This window comes from Rhodanobacter sp. UC4437_H4, from assembly GCF_052978425.1.
On sequence record NZ_CM129673.1, the window covers coordinates 875,990 to 894,269 of the forward strand.

General features: G+C 68.3%; 16 protein-coding genes. 6 read left to right on the plus strand and 10 right to left on the minus strand.

All coding sequences use genetic code 11. The features are described from left to right. From ACVCL3_RS04315 to phbB, 3 genes are all read left to right on the plus strand, one after another. A complete protein-coding gene (locus tag ACVCL3_RS04315) occupies window positions 1-1,554 on the plus strand; it encodes a DHA2 family efflux MFS transporter permease subunit (protein ID WP_447099122.1) in 1,554 nt (517 codons plus the stop codon). 89 nt (window positions 1,555-1,643) lie between these two features. Then, entirely contained in the window at window positions 1,644-2,144 is a 501-nt protein-coding gene (phaR, locus tag ACVCL3_RS04320) for a polyhydroxyalkanoate synthesis repressor PhaR (protein WP_395117937.1), read from the plus strand. 112 nt (window positions 2,145-2,256) lie between these two features. Then, complete coding sequence (gene phbB, locus ACVCL3_RS04325; RefSeq protein WP_447099123.1) at window positions 2,257-3,018, plus strand: acetoacetyl-CoA reductase; 762 nt, start codon at window positions 2,257-2,259, stop codon at window positions 3,016-3,018. 10 nt (window positions 3,019-3,028) lie between these two features. On the opposite strand, the gene ACVCL3_RS04330 is transcribed toward phbB, so the two are convergent. Next, window positions 3,029-4,996, minus strand: a complete 1,968-nt coding sequence (locus ACVCL3_RS04330) for a cytochrome c/FTR1 family iron permease (protein WP_447100527.1) — start codon at window positions 4,994-4,996, stop codon at window positions 3,029-3,031. Between the two features lie 343 nt (window positions 4,997-5,339). On the opposite strand from ACVCL3_RS04330, the gene ACVCL3_RS04335 reads away from it, so the two are divergent. The 3 genes from ACVCL3_RS04335 (at window position 5,340) to ACVCL3_RS04345 (ending at window position 8,862) form a co-directional block, all read left to right on the plus strand. Then, the gene (locus ACVCL3_RS04335; RefSeq protein ID WP_447100528.1) at window positions 5,340-6,893 is read left to right on the plus strand and encodes a M4 family metallopeptidase; all 1,554 of its coding nucleotides are present in this window, start codon (window positions 5,340-5,342) and stop codon (window positions 6,891-6,893) included. Window positions 6,894-7,058: 165 nt separating this feature from the next. Next, window positions 7,059-8,462 (plus strand): FAD-dependent oxidoreductase, encoded by a 1,404-nt coding sequence (locus tag ACVCL3_RS04340; RefSeq protein WP_447100529.1) that lies wholly within the window; start codon window positions 7,059-7,061, stop codon window positions 8,460-8,462. Beyond that, window positions 8,455-8,862 carry a DUF3293 domain-containing protein gene (locus ACVCL3_RS04345; RefSeq protein ID WP_447099127.1) on the plus strand — a complete coding sequence of 136 codons (408 nt, stop codon included), beginning with the start codon at window positions 8,455-8,457 and terminating at the stop codon, window positions 8,860-8,862. The genes ACVCL3_RS04340 and ACVCL3_RS04345 overlap by 8 nt, the downstream gene beginning before the upstream one ends. Window positions 8,863-8,928: 66 nt before the next feature. Here ACVCL3_RS04345 and gspF read toward each other — a convergent pair whose 3' ends face one another. From gspF to ACVCL3_RS04390, 9 genes are all read right to left on the minus strand, one after another. Then, complete coding sequence (gspF, locus tag ACVCL3_RS04350) at window positions 8,929-10,134, minus strand: type II secretion system inner membrane protein GspF (RefSeq protein WP_447100530.1); 1,206 nt, start codon at window positions 10,132-10,134, stop codon at window positions 8,929-8,931. A 4-nt stretch (window positions 10,135-10,138) separates the two neighbouring features. Further along, window positions 10,139-11,614 carry a type II secretion system ATPase GspE gene (gene gspE / locus ACVCL3_RS04355; RefSeq protein ID WP_447100531.1) on the minus strand — a complete coding sequence of 492 codons (1,476 nt, stop codon included), beginning with the start codon at window positions 11,612-11,614 and terminating at the stop codon, window positions 10,139-10,141. 7 nt (window positions 11,615-11,621) lie between these two features. Continuing rightward, window positions 11,622-13,721, minus strand: a complete 2,100-nt coding sequence (gspD, locus tag ACVCL3_RS04360) for a type II secretion system secretin GspD (protein WP_447100532.1) — start codon at window positions 13,719-13,721, stop codon at window positions 11,622-11,624. Between the two features lie 34 nt (window positions 13,722-13,755). Beyond that, window positions 13,756-14,223 carry a type II secretion system protein N gene (locus ACVCL3_RS04365; protein WP_395117919.1) on the minus strand — a complete coding sequence of 156 codons (468 nt, stop codon included), beginning with the start codon at window positions 14,221-14,223 and terminating at the stop codon, window positions 13,756-13,758. 78 nt (window positions 14,224-14,301) lie between these two features. Continuing rightward, the gene (gene gspN, locus ACVCL3_RS04370) at window positions 14,302-15,051 is read right to left on the minus strand and encodes a type II secretion system protein N (protein ID WP_447101564.1); all 750 of its coding nucleotides are present in this window, start codon (window positions 15,049-15,051) and stop codon (window positions 14,302-14,304) included. Window positions 15,052-15,098: 47 nt separating this feature from the next. Next, window positions 15,099-15,521 (minus strand): type II secretion system protein GspM, encoded by a 423-nt coding sequence (gene gspM, locus ACVCL3_RS04375; protein ID WP_447107245.1) that lies wholly within the window; start codon window positions 15,519-15,521, stop codon window positions 15,099-15,101. 62 nt (window positions 15,522-15,583) lie between these two features. Further along, window positions 15,584-16,795, minus strand: a complete 1,212-nt coding sequence (gene gspL / locus ACVCL3_RS04380) for a type II secretion system protein GspL (protein ID WP_447100534.1) — start codon at window positions 16,793-16,795, stop codon at window positions 15,584-15,586. Further along, complete coding sequence (gene gspK, locus ACVCL3_RS04385) at window positions 16,792-17,712, minus strand: type II secretion system minor pseudopilin GspK (protein WP_447100535.1); 921 nt, start codon at window positions 17,710-17,712, stop codon at window positions 16,792-16,794. Before gspK ends, gspL begins: the two co-directional genes overlap by 4 nt. Further along, window positions 17,709-18,269, minus strand: a complete 561-nt coding sequence (locus tag ACVCL3_RS04390) for a type II secretion system protein GspJ (protein WP_447099546.1) — start codon at window positions 18,267-18,269, stop codon at window positions 17,709-17,711. The genes gspK and ACVCL3_RS04390 overlap by 4 nt, the downstream gene beginning before the upstream one ends. Window positions 18,270-18,280 lie beyond the last annotated feature (11 nt).

The window sequence follows — 18,280 nt, forward strand, 5'->3', positions numbered from 1 at the left end:
ATGGCCGCCACGCCCGACGACACCACGTCCCTGAAGCCGCTGCAAGGCGGCGCCCTGGTCCTGCTGACCATCGCGGTCGCCTTCAGCACCTTCATGGAAGTGCTGGACATGACCATCGTCAACGTCTCGGTGCCGCACATCGCCGGCAGCCTCGGCGTGAGTCCCAGCGAGGGCACCTGGACGATCAGCTCCTACGCGCTGGCCAGCGCGATCATGCAACCGCTGACCGGGTGGCTGGCGCGACGCTTCGGCGAGGTGCGCACCTTCATCAGCTCGGTGACGCTGTTCGTGCTGTTCTCGATGCTCTGCGGCATGGCTACCAGCATGCCGATGCTGGTGATCTGCCGCCTGCTGCAGGGCGCGGGCTCCGGCCCGATGGTGGCGCTGTCGCTGGCCCTGCTGCTGTCGAGCTACCCGAAGGCGAAACAGGGCATGGCGCTGGCGCTGTGGGCAATGACGGTAGTGGTGGCGCCGATCTTCGGCCCGATCCTCGGCGGCTGGCTGACCGACAATTTCTCGTGGCCGTGGATCTTCTACATCAACGTGCCGGTGGGTGCGCTGGCCGCGTTGATTACCTGGGCGCTGCTGCACAAACGCGAGACGAAAACCTTCAAGATGCCGATCGACGTGATCGGGCTGGTGCTGCTGGTGGTCGGCGTGGGCGCGCTGCAGTTCATGCTGGACAACGGCAACGACCACGACTGGTTCGCCTCGCCGATGATCCTGACCCTGGGCATCATCGCGCTGGTCTGCCTCACCTTCCTGATCGTGTGGGAGCTGCACGCCAGACATCCGGTGGTCGAACTGGCGCTGTTCAAGCGGCGCAACTTCACCGTGGCCGTGGTGGCGCTGTCGCTGGGCATGATGGCGTTCTTCGGCATCAATGTGGTGTTTCCGCTGTGGCTGCAGATCGACCTCGGCTACACCGCCACCTGGGCCGGCCTGGCCAGCGCGCCGGTGGGCGTGCTGGCGTTCCTGATGGCACCGGTGATCGGCGCCAACATCCAGCGGCTGGAGCTGCGCGCGGTGGTGACGTTCGCCTTCATCGTGTTCGCGGTGACCTCGTTCTGGTTCGCCAGCTTCGACAGCTCCGCCTCGTTCGGCACCCTGGTGCTGCCGCGCTTCGTGATGGGCATCGGCATCGCCTGCTTCTTCATCCCGCTCAACCAGATGTACCTGTCCGGCCTGAACCCGGACCAGGTCGCCAGCGCCTCGGGCCTGGCCAACTTCTGCCGCACGCTGGCGTCGAGCGTCTCGACCGCGGCCACGGTGACGCTGTGGCAGCATCGCGGCGAATACCACCATGCCGTGCTGACCGAACACATCACGCCGGCGGCGCCCGCCGCGACCAGTTTCCTGCAGCGCCTGGAGCACGGCGGCTTTTCCATGCGGCAGGGGCTGGATGTGGTCGACCAATTGATCACCCGCGAGGCGCTGACCTTGTCGGTCAATGACGTCTACCTCGTTTGCGCCGTGCTGTTCCTCGCCATGATCCCGCTGCTGTGGCTGGCGCGCCCGCCGTTCGGCAATGCCGGCGGTGCCCCGGGGCACTGAAACAGGCGGATTTGCTGCGCCCGGATGCCGCAGCATGAAACGGCGGCGCCGACTGGTGCGCCGCAATATCTTCTGCTAGCTTGTGGCGCATGGCACAAAACAAACGCATCATCAAGAAGTACCCGAACCGGCGTCTCTACGACACCGAGATCTCCAGCTACATCACGCTGGAGGAAGTCCGCCAGCTGGTGCTGGACAACGAGGATTTCGAGGTCCGCGACGCCAAGAGCGGCGAGGATCTGACCCGTTCGGTGCTGCTGCAGATCATCTCCGAGCACGAGGACAAGGGGCAGCCGATGCTGTCGCCGCAGTTGCTCAGCCAGATCATCCGCTTCTACGGCGACTCGCTGCAGGGCTTCATGGGCCCCTATCTGGAGCGCAGCCTGCAGGTGTTCCTCGACCAGCAGACCCAGTTCCGCAGCCAGCTCAACAACCTCATGGGGCAAACCCCCTGGAACACGCTGAACGACCTGACCGAGCGCAACATGGCGGCGTTCCAGGCAATGCAGCGCGGGCTGATGGACACCGCCGCCAAGGTGATGCCGACCCCGCCGCCGGCCGGCACGCGCAGCGGCAAGAAGCCCGGCTGAATCCCCCGCGCCGCGACGGCCCCGCTCCGTCGCCGGCGCCCCAACCTTTCCCGGACGCTGCAGCACAACATGTGCTGCCACGCAGCGTGAGCCGGCCAGCGAAGCGATCCCGATGAATCAGACCGACACTCCACGACGCGTTGCCATCGTCACCGGCGGCATCGGCGGATTGGGCACCGAAATCTGCCGCCACCTTGCCCGCGCCGGGCGCCAGGTGGTGGCGCTCGATCTGGCTGCGCGCACCGAACGGGTCGCCGCCTTCCACCACGAACTCTCCGAATTCGGCGGCGCGGTCGACTTCGCACCGCTCGACGTCAGCGATTTCGAAAGTTGCCGGCAGGCGCTCGCGCAGGTCGAAAACCGCCACGGCAGCGTCGACATCGTGGTCAACGCCGCCGGCATCACCCGCGACGCCAGCCTGCGCAAGATGAGCCCGCAGCAATGGCACGAGCTGATGCAGGTGAACCTGGACGGCGTGTTCAACATCTGCCGCCACGTGGTCGACGGCATGAGCGCGCGCGGCTTCGGTCGCATCGTCAACATCAGCTCGGTCAACGGACAGACCGGCCAGTTCGGCCAGACCAACTACTCGGCAGCCAAGGCCGGCGTGCATGGCTTCAGCATGGCGCTGGCGCGCGAGACCGCGCGCAAGGGCATCACCGTCAACACCGTCTCGCCCGGCTACTGCGACACGCCGATGGTGGCGGCCGTGCCCGACGACATTCGCGCCCAGATCATCGCCGGCATTCCGGTCGGCCGGCTCGGCTCGCCGGCGGACATCGCCCGCGCCGTGGCTTTCCTCGCCGCCGACGACGCCGGCTACATCACCGGCGCCAACCTGCCGGTGAACGGCGGTTACTTCATGAGCTTCTGAGCGTCCCGGCTCAACCCGCGTTGCGGGCGGCAGCAAGTGCCTGGCGCCGCGCCAGCCACACGCCGCCGGCGGTCAGCGCCAGCGCCAACGCCTGGGCCAGCAGGCCCTGCAGCGTCGGGTGAATGCCCAGCAACGGGATCGAGACGAACGACACGGCGTCGGCGCCGACCACGCCAGCCTCCTGCAGCGCGGCAATGCCGTTGCCGGCAAACACCACCGCCAGCAGCGCCAGCAAGGCCGAGGTCGCGGTGAAGAACGGCCCGATCGGCAGGCGCACGCTGTACTTCAGGATCGCCCAGGCCACCAGCGCCAGCAGCAGCGCCGCCGTGAGCATGCCGGCGATCACGTAGTGCTGCCCCTCGCTGCCCACCTGCACCCACAGGGTCTGGTAGAACAGCACGATCTCGAACAGCTCGCGGTACACGGCCAGGAACGCCACGCCGGCCATCGCCCACAAGGTGCCCTTGCCCAGCGCGGCATTCACCCGCGTGCGGATGAACGCGCTCCATGCCTGCGCGTACGATTTGCTGTGCAGCCAGTAGCCGACGTACAGCAGCATCGCCGCGGCGATCAGCGCGGTGACGCCCTCGGTGACCTCGCGATTGGCACCGGAGATCGCCAGCAGATAGCTCGATACCACCCACGTCGCCGTGCCCAGCAGCACCGCCGCGATCCAGCCGAAGTGGATGTACGGCATCGCATCGCGGCGCCCGGTCTTGTGCACGAACGCGATGATCGCCGCCAGCACCAGGATGGCCTCCAGACCCTCGCGCAGCAGGATCAGCAGCGCGCTGAGGAAGGCCGTCAGCGGCGACAGCTCGCCCGCCGCAAGCTCCTGTTCGGCACGGTCGAGCAGGCCGTCGATGCGCTTGACCTGCGCGGCGACCTCAGCCACCGGCGGCCCCTGGGCGATGGTCGTGCGCAAGGCCATCATCCGGGTCTCCACCTCGCGCCGCAGCGGGGCGTCGACGTTGTCCAGGCTGGCCTCGACCAGTTCGAAACCTTCCAGGTAGGCACCGATGGCCAGTTGCCGCGCCATGTCGCGATCGCCGCGGCGATAGGCGTCGAGGCTGGCGTCGAGCTTGTCGCGGGTGGTTGCCATCGGCGTGGGTGCCGCGGCCTGGATCGACGCCGGATGGGCGGCCAGGTAAGCCTGCACTGCCACCAGTTGCGCGCCTTCGCGCTGCGCCACGTCATTCGGCGCCCGCGTCACCAGGTCGCCGAAGTCCTTGAACTGCGCCTTGCCGATGCCTTGCTGCCAAGCCGTGGCCCCGGCCTGCAACTGCGCGGGCGTGGCGCGCAGGCCGGCGACGTAGAACGCGAGTGACCAGCGCTCGGTCTCGGACAGTTCCGGGAACGGCCGCATCGGCGTGCCGGCCACGCCCAGCGTGATGGTGTTGTACAGCCCGTAGATGCTGCGCGCATCCATCCTTGCCGCATCGTGGAAATTGCTGGGCACCGGATCGAGCCCGGCTGCCAGCACGCCGTCGCCATGGCCGCTGACGCCGTGGCAGGCGGCGCAATCGGCGGCATACAGGCGCGCACCCGCGGCAAGGTCCGGCGCCTGCCGCGGCGCCACACTCAGCTGCCAGACGCGGATGATGTCCCAACGCAACGCATTGGCCGCCGCGGCCACCGCCTTGCCATCGGTCTTCGTCGCGATCGCCGCGCGCAGGGCCTGCGCCTTGCCCACCAGTTCCGCCTGTCCCGTCTGTGCCGGCAACTGCTGCAGCAACGCCAGCGACTGCGTGGCGAATTCGAGCTGCTCGGCGTACTCGCTCTGGTCGAGCACCTTGCCGTCGCGCACGAACTGGGGGTAGTCCACGCTGATGTAATCGAGCATGTGCACGATCGTCTGCGCCTTGTCCGCGGCAGGCGCGGGTGCGGCTGCCGTCGCCGTGGCCGCGACGACGAGCATGCCCAGGCCCAGCAACCAGGCAAGGCAGAACGAAGATGGACGACGACAATGCGTATGCATGGCGAAGCGGATTCCAGGCAGCGCCCGACCAGGGGCGACGGAAAAACGGAAGGCGCCATTGTCGCGAATGAGCGCATCAACTGCAAATGAGAATGATTCACGCAGATGCCGTATCCCTTGCACCTCGGCGGCCGCGCTGACCCGGCCGAAACTTCCTGCGTCGCGGCGCCGCGTCCGTGCGGCCCTGGAACCCGGTCATTGACCGGAAATGGCAAGAAGTCGTAGTTTCCTGCGATCCGGTCGCCGTCTGTCCTGGGGGGGACTCCTCGCGCACCGGACTGCAAGACGCCCGGCAGGGAAACCTGCCGGGCGTCTTTTCGAATCACGAGGAGGGGAACCACTGATGATGCAAAAACCACTTGCCGCGGCGCTGCTGGGCGCCATCGGCCTGGCCGTCATGTCCGATGCCGGCGCAGCAACGCACGCACGCGTGCAGGCGCCATCCATGGGCAAGCTCGCGCCCGCCGCCCTGGCCAACCGCATCGGCCTGGATGCCGACGCCGCGCTGTCGCCGCGACTGCAGGCACGCACCACCCACGGCACCGTGAAAACCCGCGAACAGCAGACGTTCCGCGGCATACCGGTATACGGTCGCCAGGTCGTGGTGGAACGTGACGGCAGCGGCAACGTGCTCGGCGTCAGCGGCGAGATTTCCCGCGGCATCGGCCACGACATCGCCTCGGTCGCCCCCGCCATCAACGGCAATCGCGCCATCGGCCTGCTGCGCGCGCACGCCGGCCTGTTGCCGCTCGGCATCGGCGTCAACGGCATTCGCGACAGCGACATCCAGGACGCGAAGATCGATCTGTACGTCTACGCCGAGGGCAACCGCGCCCGTCTCGCCTATCTCACCTCGTTCTTCGTCGATCGCAGCGGTCAGCCGACGCGCCCGATGGCGATCATCGACGCCAACACCGGGGAAGTGATCGAGTCCTGGGACGGCCTCACCACCAAGGGCAAGCCGGGCGGCGGCGGTGGCGGCAGCACCGGCACGCCGGCACTGGCCACCGGCGCCGGCGGCAACCAGAAGACCGGCCAGTATTTCTACGGCACCGACTATGCAGCGCTTGCCGTCACCCAGTCCGGCTCCACCTGCTACATGCAGAACCCGGACGTGAAGACCAACAACATGGCGAAAAGCACGCGCACGGGCACGCTGTGGAGCTTCATCTGCCCGAACAGCAGCGGCGATGCCGTGAACGGGGCCTATTCGCCGATCAACGACGCACACCATTTCGGCAGCGTCGTGCACGACATGTACAACAACTGGCTCGGCGCGCCGCCGCTGAGCTTCTCGCTGGTGATGAACGTGCACTACGGCCGCAACTACGAGAACGCGTTCTGGAACGGCTCGTCGATGAACTTCGGCGACGGCGCCAGCTACTTCTATCCGCTGACCTCGCTGGACGTCACCAGCCACGAAATCAGCCACGGCTTCACCGAACAGAACTCCGGCCTGCAGTATTCCGGCCAGTCCGGCGGCATGAACGAGGCGTTCTCGGACATGGCCGGCGAAGCGGCCGAGTACTTCGACCGCGGCCACAACGACTGGCTGGTGGGCGCGGAGATCATCAAGAACGGCACCGCGCTGCGCTGGATGTGCACGCCGAAGCTGGACGGCGCCTCGATCGACAACGCGGCGAACTACACCAGCTCGCTGGACGTGCACTATTCCAGCGGTGTCTACAACAAGGCGTTCTGCACGCTGGCCAAGTCGTCCAACTGGAACACCAGGAAGGCCTTCGAAGTCTTCGCGCACGCCAACGCGATGTACTGGTCGGCCACCTCCACGTTCAACGCCGGTGCCTGCGGCGTGGAGAACGCGGCGGACGACTACGGCTACTCGCGCAGCGACGTGGTGGCGGCGTTCAATGCCGTCGGCGTGACCTGCCAGTAGGCAACCGGCAAGCCTGCCGTTGAACGAGGGCCGGTCCGCAAGGGCCGGCCCTTCTCGTTGCCGCGACAGCCTGCCGGAGGCATGCCGGCACGAAACGGACGATCCGGGATTGCAGTCGCGCGGCGCTTGCGGAACAGTGTGCGGATTCCTTCTCCGGACCGCAGCATGGCGCAGCAACCCATCACCCTCATCGGCGGCGGCCTGGTCGGCGCCTTGCTGGCGCAGCAGCTGGCCCGGCGCGGTTTCGCCGTCGACGTCTTCGAAAAGCGCCCCGATCCGCGACTGAGCGGTTTCCTGGGTGGTCGCTCGATCAACCTGGCGCTGGCCGAGCGCGGCCTGCAGGCGCTGCGCACGGCCGGCCTGGCCGACGACGTGCTGCAGCGCGCAGTGATGATGCGCGGGCGCATGGTGCACGACCGCGACGGCAACAGCGGCCTGCAGCGCTACGGCGTGGACGACAGCGAGGTGATCTGGTCGGTCTCGCGCGGCGCGCTGAACATGCTGCTGCTGGATGCGGCCGAGGCGGCCGGCGTGCGCTTTCATTTCGGCCAGTCGCTGGTCGGCGCCGACTTCGGGCGTCAGCGCATCCGGCTCGCCGACGAGGCGGGCGTGCAGCGTGAACTGGATGCCGGGCTGCTGGTCGGCGCCGACGGCGCCGGCTCCGCGGTGCGCGCGGCGATGATCGCGCATGCGCCGCTGGGCGAGCGGATCGAATCGCTCGGCCACGGCTACAAGGAACTGGAGATCCCGCCAGCCGGCGAGTTGCCGGCCGCGATGCTGCAGCACAGCGGCGGCCGCGACCAGTTCGCGCTGGAGCCGCACGCGCTGCACATCTGGCCGCGCGGCGGCTACATGTGCATCGCGCTGCCGAATACCGAGGGCAGCTTCACCGTCACCCTGTTCCTGCCAGCGCAGGGCGCCGCGCCGAGCTTCGCCACCCTGCCCGACGCCACGGCCGCGGGCGCATTCTTCCGCGAGCAGTTCCCGGGCCTGCTGCCGCTGATCCCGCGCTTCGGAGAGGATTTCGACAGCCACCCGGTCGGCACGCTGTCCACGCTGTACCTCGAGCGCTGGCACCTGGACGGCCGCGCGCTGCTGCTCGGCGACGCGGCGCACGCGATCGTGCCGTTCCACGGCCAGGGCATGAACTGCGGCTTCGAGGACACCGTGGTGCTCGCGGACCTGCTGGCCGGGGCGCCGGACGACAGCGCCGACGTGTTCGCCGAATTCCAGCGCGTGCGCCAGCCGAACGCCGACGCGATCGCCGCGATGGCGGTGGAGAACTACATCGAGATGCGCGACTCGGTGGCCGATCCGCACTACCTGGCCAAGCGCGAACTCGGCGCGAAGCTGGCCGAGCGCATTCCCGGCCACTACATGGCGCGCTATCGCCTGGTGACGTTCACCCACGTGCCCTACGCCTACGCGCTTGCACGCGGCCGCGCACAGGATGAACTGCTGGAACAATTGCTGCGCGACACGCCCCGGGTTGCGGACATCGACCTGGACGCCGCGGCGAGTCTGTTGCGCTCCCGCCTGCCGCCGCTGCCGCCACTGCGCCATGGATGAATCGCTGCTTGCCGCCTTCCGCGCCACTCGTTACCTGGTCTGCCTCGACCCTGTGGAATGGGCCGATATCCGCATCGACCAGCCGTTGCCGGTTGCGCTGCACGCGCTGGTCGGTGCCCAGGCCTGGGGGTTCATCACGGCGTGGAACCCGCGCGGCGAACCGCGCGACCTGGCGGACAACCTCGCTGCGCAGGGGCAGCTGTTCGCCGCATTGCGCGAATGGCCGGGGGCGGCGATCCGTCCGGGGATCGGCATCGGCACCAGCGGCTGGCATGAGCCCAGCCTGTTCGTGACCGGACCCGACCGGGCGACGCTGGACGCGCTGGCCCGTCGCCACGAGCAACTGGCCTACCTTCACGGCCGCGCCGACGGTACGGCCCGCTTGCGCGTAATGGAATGACGCGTCCGCACGCGCCCGTCGACCCGACACCAGGAGAGGTGGGCGGGATCAGGGACCACATGCATTTCAACGCACCAGCTGGTTGATTTCCATGATCGGCAGCAGGATAGCCAGCACGATCATCAGCACGATGCCGCCCATGACCAGGATCATCATCGGTTCGAGCAACGTGAGCAGAACCGCCAGACGTCGTTCAAGAGCCTGCATTTCGAGCTGTGCGGCGCGTTCGAGCATGTGTTCCAGTTTGCCGCTGGCTTCGCCGCTGCCGACCAGGTGGATCATCAGCGGCGGAAAGACATGCGCGGCATCCAGCGCGCGTGTCAGCGTATCGCCTTCGCGCACGCGCTCAATTGCAGCCTTGATGCCGCCTTGCATGACCAGGTTGGACATGGCGCGCGCACCGTAGTCGAGTGCCGCGAGCAAGGGCACGCCACCGCCGACGAGGATGGCCAGCGTACTGGCGAAGCGCGAGGCATTCAGACTCCGAATGACCGATCCGAGCCAGGGCAAGCGCAACGCCAGAGCATGCCAGCGGCGCCGGTGGCGCTCGCGCTGGAGAACGGCCCGCACGCCGACCGCGGCGCAGAGGCCGATGACGAGGAGGCAAGGCCCCGCTCCGCGCAGGAAATCCGAGACCGCAATCAGCCCCCGGGTGAGCAACGGCAGGCTTTGTCGGGACTGCTGGAAAACCTGCACGATCTGCGGCACGACGTAGACCAGCAATCCGGCAACCACGCAGATCGCCACGAAGGTGACCAGCGCCGGATACAGCAGGGCGAGACTGGTCTTCTGGCGCAGCGCCTGACGCGCCTCCAGGTAGTCGGCAAGGTGTTGCAGCACGTCCGGCAACGCGCCCGATTCCTCGCCACCGCGCACCAGCGCGCGGTAATAACCGGGGAAATCCCGCCCGTAGCTGCCCATGGCGCCGGCGAGCGACAGGCCAGCGGTGACCTCGGCCTTGACGCCACCAAGTACTTCCCGCGTCTTCGGCGCCGGAACCTCCTCGATCAGCGCAGCCAATGCATGCTCCATCGTGAGGCCGGAAGCGAGCAGCGTGGCCAGTTGGCGGGTGAGCAGGCTCAGTTCGGCCGCAGGGATGCCGCGTGACCACGGCGGCGCCGCGCGCTCCCGGTTGCGAACACGCTCGACGCGCTCCGGATACAAGCCCCGGGTGCGCAACTGAGTGCGGGCCTGACGCGGTGAATCCGCCTGCACCAGGCCGGACCTGGGATGACCGGCGGCGTCGAGTGCCCGGTAACGGAATGCCTCCATGGCGCTACCGCTCGCGGGTGACGCGCAGCACTTCCTCCAGGCTCACCGTGCCTTCGGCGGCCAGTCGCATGCCGTCGTCGCGCAGCGAACCCATGCCATGCGCGCCGGCGTGTTCGCGCAGCGTCTGCTCGTCCACCCGGTCGTGGATGAGCCTGCGGAGCTCGTCATCGACCGTGAGCCATTCGTAGATGCCGGTACGGCCCTTGTAGCCGGAGCGGTTGCACGCAGGGCAACCGACCGCCGCATGGAAATTGCCCGGTGCAGACGCCAGACCGAGGCTGCGCAACTGCATGGCATCGGCTGCCAGTGGCACACGACATTCCACGCAGAGCTTGCGCACCAGGCGCTGGGCGCCGATGCCGATCAGGCTGGACGCAAGCAGAAAGGGCTCGACGCCCATGTCGACCAGCCTGGTGACGGCGCTCACCGCGTCGTTCGTATGCAGCGTGGTGAGCACCAGATGCCCGGTGAGGCTGGCCTGGATCGCGATCTGCGCACTCTCCAGGTCGCGGATTTCGCCGATCATGATCACGTCCGGGTCCTGGCGAAGGATGGTGCGCAGGGCACGCGCGAAGCTCATGTCGACGCGGCTGTTGGTCTGCGTCTGGTTGATGCCGTCGAGGTCGTACTCGATCGGATCCTCGACGGTCATGATGTTGAGCGCCTTGGGATCCAGCCGCGACAGCGCGGCATACAGCGTGGTGGTCTTGCCGGAACCCGTGGGGCCGGTCACCAGGATGATGCCGTGCGGCTCGCGGATCAGCGCGTCCACTTGCGCGAGGGTGGGCGGGTCCATGCCCAGCCGGGACAGTTCGAGCCGGCCGGCCTGCTTGTCCAGCAGGCGCAGCACGACACGCTCGCCGTGGCCGGTCGGGATCGTCGACACCCGCACGTCGATCGGCTTGCCGGCGGCGCGCAGCGCGATGCGGCCGTCCTGCGGCAGGCGTTTCTCGGCGATATCCAGCTGCGCCATGATCTTCACGCGCGACACGATGGCCGTATGCAGCGCGCGTGCGGGCTCGATCAGATCGCGCAACGTACCGTCGATGCGCAGCCGAACCACCGAGCGCGACTCGAACGGTTCGATGTGGATGTCCGAAGCGCCTTCGCGCAACGCCTGGGTCAGCAAGGCGTTGATCAGGCGGATCAGCGGCGCGTCGTTCTGGCTGTCCAGCAGGTCCTCGACGCGCGGTATTTCCTGCAGCAACCGGGACAGATCCATGTCTTGTGCGAGGTCGTCCGCCAGCGCAGCCGCGCCTTCGTCGGCGCCGTTGTACAAGGTGGCGATGCGCTCGTCGAACTCGCCTGTGCCGACGCGCTGCGCGCGAATGGGCACGCCGAGTGCGCGTCGCAGCTCGGCCAGCGCGCCAGCCGACGCGCCATGGCGCACGACGACTTCGGCGACACCGTCGCCAAGTCCGGTGACGGCGATGCCATTGGCCTTGGCGAAGGCATACGGCACGGGCGGCTTCGTCAGCATCCCGCGATCACCGCCGATCGTCCTGGCCGGCCGATGCCGGCGGCAGGGGTGGCAACAGCGGCGAAGGATCGTTGCCGCGCACCGCGCCGCGAGTCGGCTCGGCGTGGATCTGCTGACCACGGATGTAGTCGTAGCGTTCGCCGGTCAAGGCACCCGCCCCCTGCGCATCACGCAGGACGGTCGGGCGCAGGAATACCATCAGATTGGTCTTGGTACGCGAGTGGTTGTTGTAGCGGAACAGGCCGCCGAGCAACGGCAGACTGCCCAGCAGCGGAACCTTGGCTACGCCGCCGTTGACGGAATCCTGCATCAGCCCGCCGAGCACGATGATCTGTCCGTCGTCGACCAGAACAGTCGACTCGATCGAGCGCGTGTTGGTGATGACCCCGGCGGGATTGGCGGTGTCGGCAATGCTCGAAACCTCCTGGTAGATCTGCAGGCGCACGACTCCGCCTTCGGATATCTGCGGGCGAATCCTCAGGGTCAGCCCGACATCCTTGCGCTCGATGGTCTGGAACGGCGACGGCGTGGTTGCCGCACCCGAAACTGCGTACTGGCCGGTGATGAACGGGACGTTCTGGCCAACCACGATCTTCGCCTCCTCGTTGTCGAGGGTGAGCAGGGTCGGCGTCGACAGGATGTTGGCGTTGCTGTCCGTTTCCAGTGCACGCGCGAGCAGGCCGAGGTTGAGGACCTGAACGCCACCCACCGTCACGCTGCCGTGCACCGTGCCGATGTTCAGCCCGGGGCCGGCGCTGGCCGGGTTCTGCGCGATGCCGATGATGTTCCGCCCCGCCCCGCCGAAGTTGGTGCCGCCAAACACTTGCGTACCCGACTCGCCGATGCCGCCGAGGTCCTGCCACTGGATGCCGAACTCGCCGGCCTTGTTCGCCGTAAGCTCGACCACGAGCGCCTCGACATAGACCTGCAGCCGCCGCGCATCGAGTTTTTCCACCACCGCGCGCAGGTTGTTGTAGACCGCATCGGGCGCCGTGATGATGATCGAGTTGGTGGCGGCGTCCGCCTGGATGATGCCTGGCACGGTTGCAGCTTGCGGCATGGCGTCTCCCGTCGCCGGCATGCCGCCGCCGCCCGATGCCGCCTGCGCGCCGCCGCCGATGGCAACACCGGCAGTCGCATTCGGCTGCGCCGCCTCGGCTGGCGCCGCCGCGCCGGATACCTGTCCCGGCGGTGATGCGCTGCCGGAGTAGATGCCGCGCAAGGTCTCCGCGAGCTGCACGGCCTCGGCGTTCTTCAGGTAGACGACGTGAACGTTGCCGGCGGCGCTGGTCGGCGAGTCGAGCAGTGCGGCGAATTTCCGGACCTGGGCAAGTCGCGCCGGATCGGCCGCGCGCACCAGCAGGCTGTTGGAGCGGGCATCGGCGATGACTGCCACGCGCTGGGTCGGGTCCGTTCCCTGCAGCGTCTGCAACGCCTGCGGCGCTGCCGCAAACAGATTGTTGATGGTCCGCGCTGCGTCCAGCGCGGAAGCATGCTGCAGGACAATCATCGTCGCGCCGGCCTCGTCCGGCTGGTCGACGGCGGCAATGATGCCCGCCAGCCGTTCGAGGTTGCCGGCGTAGTCGGTGATGACCAGCGAGTTGCTGTCCTGCAGCGCGGTGATGGTGTTGTTCGGCGCCACCAGGGGACGCAGCGTAGGCACCAGTTGCACCGCCGACTGATGCGCCAGGGCAAACACCCGCGTCTGCAGTCCGTCGCTGCCGGGGTGTCGGCTCGACTGGACGTTGCTGTGCTGCTTGGCGTCCGCCTCCGGCAGGATCTTGACCAGGCCGTGGTCCTCCACCGCCGCGAAACCTTGCAGGCGCAAGGCCGACAGGAATACCTCGTACACGGTATCCCGTGCCACCGGCCGCGCCGAGATGATGTTGACGGTGCCCTTGACGCGCGGATCAAGCACGAAATTCTTGCCGGTGACTTCCGCCATCGCCTTCACCACACCCTCGATGTCCGCATCGACGAAATTGAGCGTGACGGTCTTGACCGGCGCCGGACTTTCCGCCGCCTGTGCCATCGCGCGCGACGCCGGAACGTACGCGCAGGACAAGGCCACGGCCACGATGGCCGCTTGCAGCGTGTGCTGGTTCATGGCTGCCCGCAGGGGGAAGTTGACCCATGGCGTTTCATCGGGAAGTGCTCGTGGTGGTGGCAGGGGCTTGGGAGGGGTGTGGCCAGGCCAGCGTTTCGCGCGATCCGTTGCGCTGCAGGATCACCTGCTGGGGAAGTACCTTCTCGAGCCGGATGCCCGGCGCGAGATACTCGCCGGCACGGGCCAGTCGGGTTTTCTTCGCATCGAGTTGCAGCAGCGCGTAGCCGGCGCCCTGCGGCTCGGCAGCCATGACGCCCAGCAGCCTGATCGCCAGCCCGGACGGCACCTCGGCCTGCGCATCGGCGGGCAGCCGGCCAAACAGGTTGCCGGCAGCAGCGAGGCGATCGGCCGGCCCGGAAATCTCCATGGCCCGCGGCAGCGGTGCCGGCGCGCACCACGCCCAGGTCCAGTACGCCAGCACGAGACCGAGCAACGACAGCGCGCCGGCTTTCGATGCAGCGCCGAGCGCCGTTCGCGCAAGATTCGATCGTCCGGACAACATGCCTTTGTTCCCTCTGCCTGCACGGGTTGGATGGTCGCGGGGACAACAGGGTTCCCATGTCGATGGCCCGCCGGAAACTCATGGCCGCGCGCCGGCGGGTGCGCCGCCGAGCGGCGGGCCGAGTTGCAGGTCGAAATCGCCGTTGTCGCGCTCGACGGCAATCAGCCGCAACAGCGGCGCCAGTTGCGGGCGCTGCTGCGCATCGACCCGCGCGGTGGCGGAAAACGTCGCGGGGCCGCCGCCGCGCCACGACCCGCCGCCGTCGAGATGGAGCGGTCCGCTGCCGGTACGCAATGTCGCCTTCAACAATCCCGCGTTGCCGTGGACACGAAGTTCGTAGGTGCCGAGCGGTGCGACCCGGGTCAGGGCGGAACCGGCATCCTTCCACGTAATGACAGCATCGGCCGAGACGGTGTCGCCCGAACGCGAGAACTGCGTGACATGGAGGGCGAGATCGCCGCGCGGGCCGAGCGGTGCCATGCGAGGCACGGCGAGGCCAAGCGCACTGGCCGGCAAGGCGAAGTCGACGCTTGATACCTCGATACCGTGCGCCGAGATGCGCAAGGGGAAGCCTCGGTCGGCGTGGTCGATGGCGACCTCGAAGTCGAGGCGCCCGCGCCACAGGGCCCGCGGTTGCAGCGTCCAGGAAAGATCCTTGCCGACGCCGCCCGACCCGGCACCATCGCGGATCTCCAGCCGCCCGCTGCCGGACCACAGGCTGCCGTGCGCCTGCGCAAGACGCAGCTTCCCGGCGCTGGCGCGCCGCAGGCCCGCATCGAGCAGCGTGGCTGGCGCCAGCACGACCAGAAACGCCGCATAGGCCAACATCGCCACGCAGGCGCTGGCGATCGGGTCTCGCCATGTCGGTCGGCGCGTCATCGACCGGGGCGCTCCAGGGTGACGGTCACGCCCACCTGGCCGGGCGCGGAACCGGATTCGATCCGCACTGCGACAGGGCGCAGCTGCTGCGCGCGCATGGTGTCCGCCCAGCCCAGCCAGTCGGCGAACGCCACATTGGCGAATACCAGCTTCACGTGGCGCGCATCCGGCAGCTCGATGCTCGCCAGCGAATGGGTCAGTCCGCTGGCGTCGACCTGGCGTTGCACCAGCTGGCGCAGGTCCGTCGTCGACGCAGGCAGCGGTGGCATCGCGCGCAGGCGCACGATCTCGTCCGCCTGCCCGCTCTGACGCATCGCGTCTGCACGCAGCTGGGCGACCGCCGGCAGCAGCCGCAGGCGCGCCTGTGTCGTCGCGTGCAGCAGCCACGCATACGCCACCAGCCCAAGGCAGATCGCCACGACGGCAACCAGCCCACGTTCCCGCGGGGATCGGGCCGCCCACAGTCGGTTCAAGGCATGCTTCATGGCGACCTCAGGGTCAAGGTGACGGTGCCGCGCCCGGCACGACGCGCCCCCTGCGGCGCGTCGACATCCAACCCGGCCTGCGCCAGGCGAGCCTCGACGCGACGCATGAGCGCGCCGTCCGCAGCGGCGAACTCCAGCACCATGCGTCCGTCCTCATACGACAGCGCGCGCAGCTCCGCGGCCGGCACCTCCGCCAACGCTGCTGCCACCTTGCCGAGCATGGCCGGGAAATCGCCGGCATCCGGCTGGTTCGCGGCGCGCCGTGCCTGGGCCAGTTGCCGCCGCATCTGCAATGCCGGGTCGGCCACCGCGACGGCGTCGGGGAACAGCGCGCGGAAGCGCGCCTCCATCTGCTGGCGAAGCTCATGCTGTTCGCTCGCCAACCGCACGCGATCGACCAGCAAGGCTGCCGAATGCAGCAGCAGCGCCGCGAGCAGAATCCAGCCGATGTGTCGCCAGCGTGCGAGCATGGCGACGGACGGGCGCCAGTGCCCGCGTTCCTGATCGATCCGGATGCCGGCCAACGCCGGCGCCATGCGCCAATCCGGTTCCGATGCGAACCGGACGCTGACGCCCAGGCCCTGCTGCCATGCCTCCGGATCGGGCCGCGCCGCCGGCGTCGTCACATGCAGCGCGATCGACGCGGGTACGGCATCGCGCGCCCGCGCCTGCTCAAGCAGCAACTGCAGCACCAGTGGCGGCGTCTGCCGATCGCCGCAATCGGTGGCGGCGCCCTCGAGTTCGCCGATGCGCACATAGCCTTCCTGCCCGCTCCATGCAAGACTCCACTCCCCTTGCTGCACCGGCAACATCAGCGTCTCGCAATACACGGCGTCGACGTGGACACCCACCGCGCCAAGCGCGTCGCGCCAGCCTTGCAGCCGCTGCCGGTCGACCACTGCGAGCACGTCGTCGTCCCCGACCCGCCCCAGCCTGCTCACCTGGTTGGCGTCCGGGTCGGATGCCAGTTGTTCCTCGGCTGCATAGGCCAGCAACGCCGCGGACCTGCGCCTGCCCACTCGAGGCAATCGCGTTCGGGTGATCAAGACCTGGCTGGCGGCAAGCACCAGTTCGACCCGCGATGCCGTGTTCGGCAACTGTGCCAGTGCCCCACTTCCGGAATGCACACCGGCGTGCTCGTCCAGCAGCACCCATCGGCATGACGTGGGCGCCGTCGACAGCGGACAGAATATGCGCAGCAGGCTCATCGGAGCTTCCGCCATACGACGCCGGGCCAGCGCGCCGCGTCCGTCCGCGCCAACAGCAGCTGGCTGCGGGCCTGCGTCTTGCCGTAAGTCACCCGCAGCGTGACCAGGAAATAATCGCTGCCGACGCGGATGTCCTGCCCGGGTACCGTGGCGTCCTTGCCGAGCTGGCCAAGGAAATCGGCGTTGTTGCGATAGAAAGTTCCGCTACGGCGGGCGACCAGTGCCCGTGCCGAATCCAGATCCAGTCCGTCGACCACGGCAGCGAGAACCTCGGCGGACGCCGTGTTCACGTTGAGTGCGGTCGCCGCCGGCAGCGCCGTCACGAAAGGTGCGAGGCGCGCACTGACACTGGCGTCGAAGCCACGTACAAAACCCAGTTCGTCCAGATCGACGAGCGGCCGGTTGGCGGCGAGACGAGGGTGGCCGAGCCCGCGGTAGTACGCATCCTCCGCCCCGCCGGCGGGCTGCGCCACGCTGTCGGCATCGACCCAGTCGGCGAGTGCATCGGCCAGCTCCGCCGGCAAGCCGAGGATGGCCAGCAGGCGCTGGAAACGCGCGTACTGCGTGACATCGAGTTTGCCGTTCCGGACCAGGTTGTTGAGATTGAACCGGCCTTGCTGGTCCTCGATGTGGCCGGCCAGTTCGCCGTTCTCGAACGGGATCGGCGGCAGGCGCAGCGCCCACGGTTCTCCGGCGTGGTCGACGTCGCCGCTGGCTCGACGGTCGTCGAACAGCATTGCGCGAGCCCAGTCGCCTCCCGCCGTGACCAGTTCCTCGGCCTGGACATGGTCGGCGGCCAACCCGGCCTGGCGCGACCACGTGCTCAGCGCGACCAGCATGGCCGTTGCCGCCACTGCAGCCACGGCCATGATCGCCATCGCCATCAGCAAGGCCGCACCGCGCTGCCCGGCGTTCATGAGCGCAGCGCGAACACGCGCACCACGGTTTCGCCCGAACCGAGCACCACTTGCATGCGTACGGCCAGCGGCAGCGGGGGGTCGGCCGGCGTCGTCGGCCACGTATTGTTCCAGGTCAACGCGGGGCCGAGATATTGCAGGCTCAGGCGGGTCACGTCATCGAGTACCACGTAGCGGGTCGGCGGCGTGGTTGCGGCAAGGTCGAGCCCCGGCCAGATCCACAATTCGATCTGGTGCGCGCCGTTCACTCCGTAGCCGATGCGCCGCGGTACGTCGACGCCGTCCGTCCCGGCGAACCGAGTGAACTCCAGCAGTGGCGCCTGTGCTGCATCGGGCCGACCAAGCCACGCTGGCGAGGTGCCGGCATCGCTGCGCACCGGGCGCGGCGCGGCCAGCCGTACATCGCGCGCAAAGCGGACGAAGAACGACTCCGCCTGCCGCCATTGCGCGGATTCCGCCTGAATGCGGTCGCGCGACGCCATGACCACGCCAAGTCCGCGATAGGCCATCAGCGTGAGCAGCGACAGAACGAGCAGCGCCGACAGCAGCTCGATCAAGGTGAATCCGG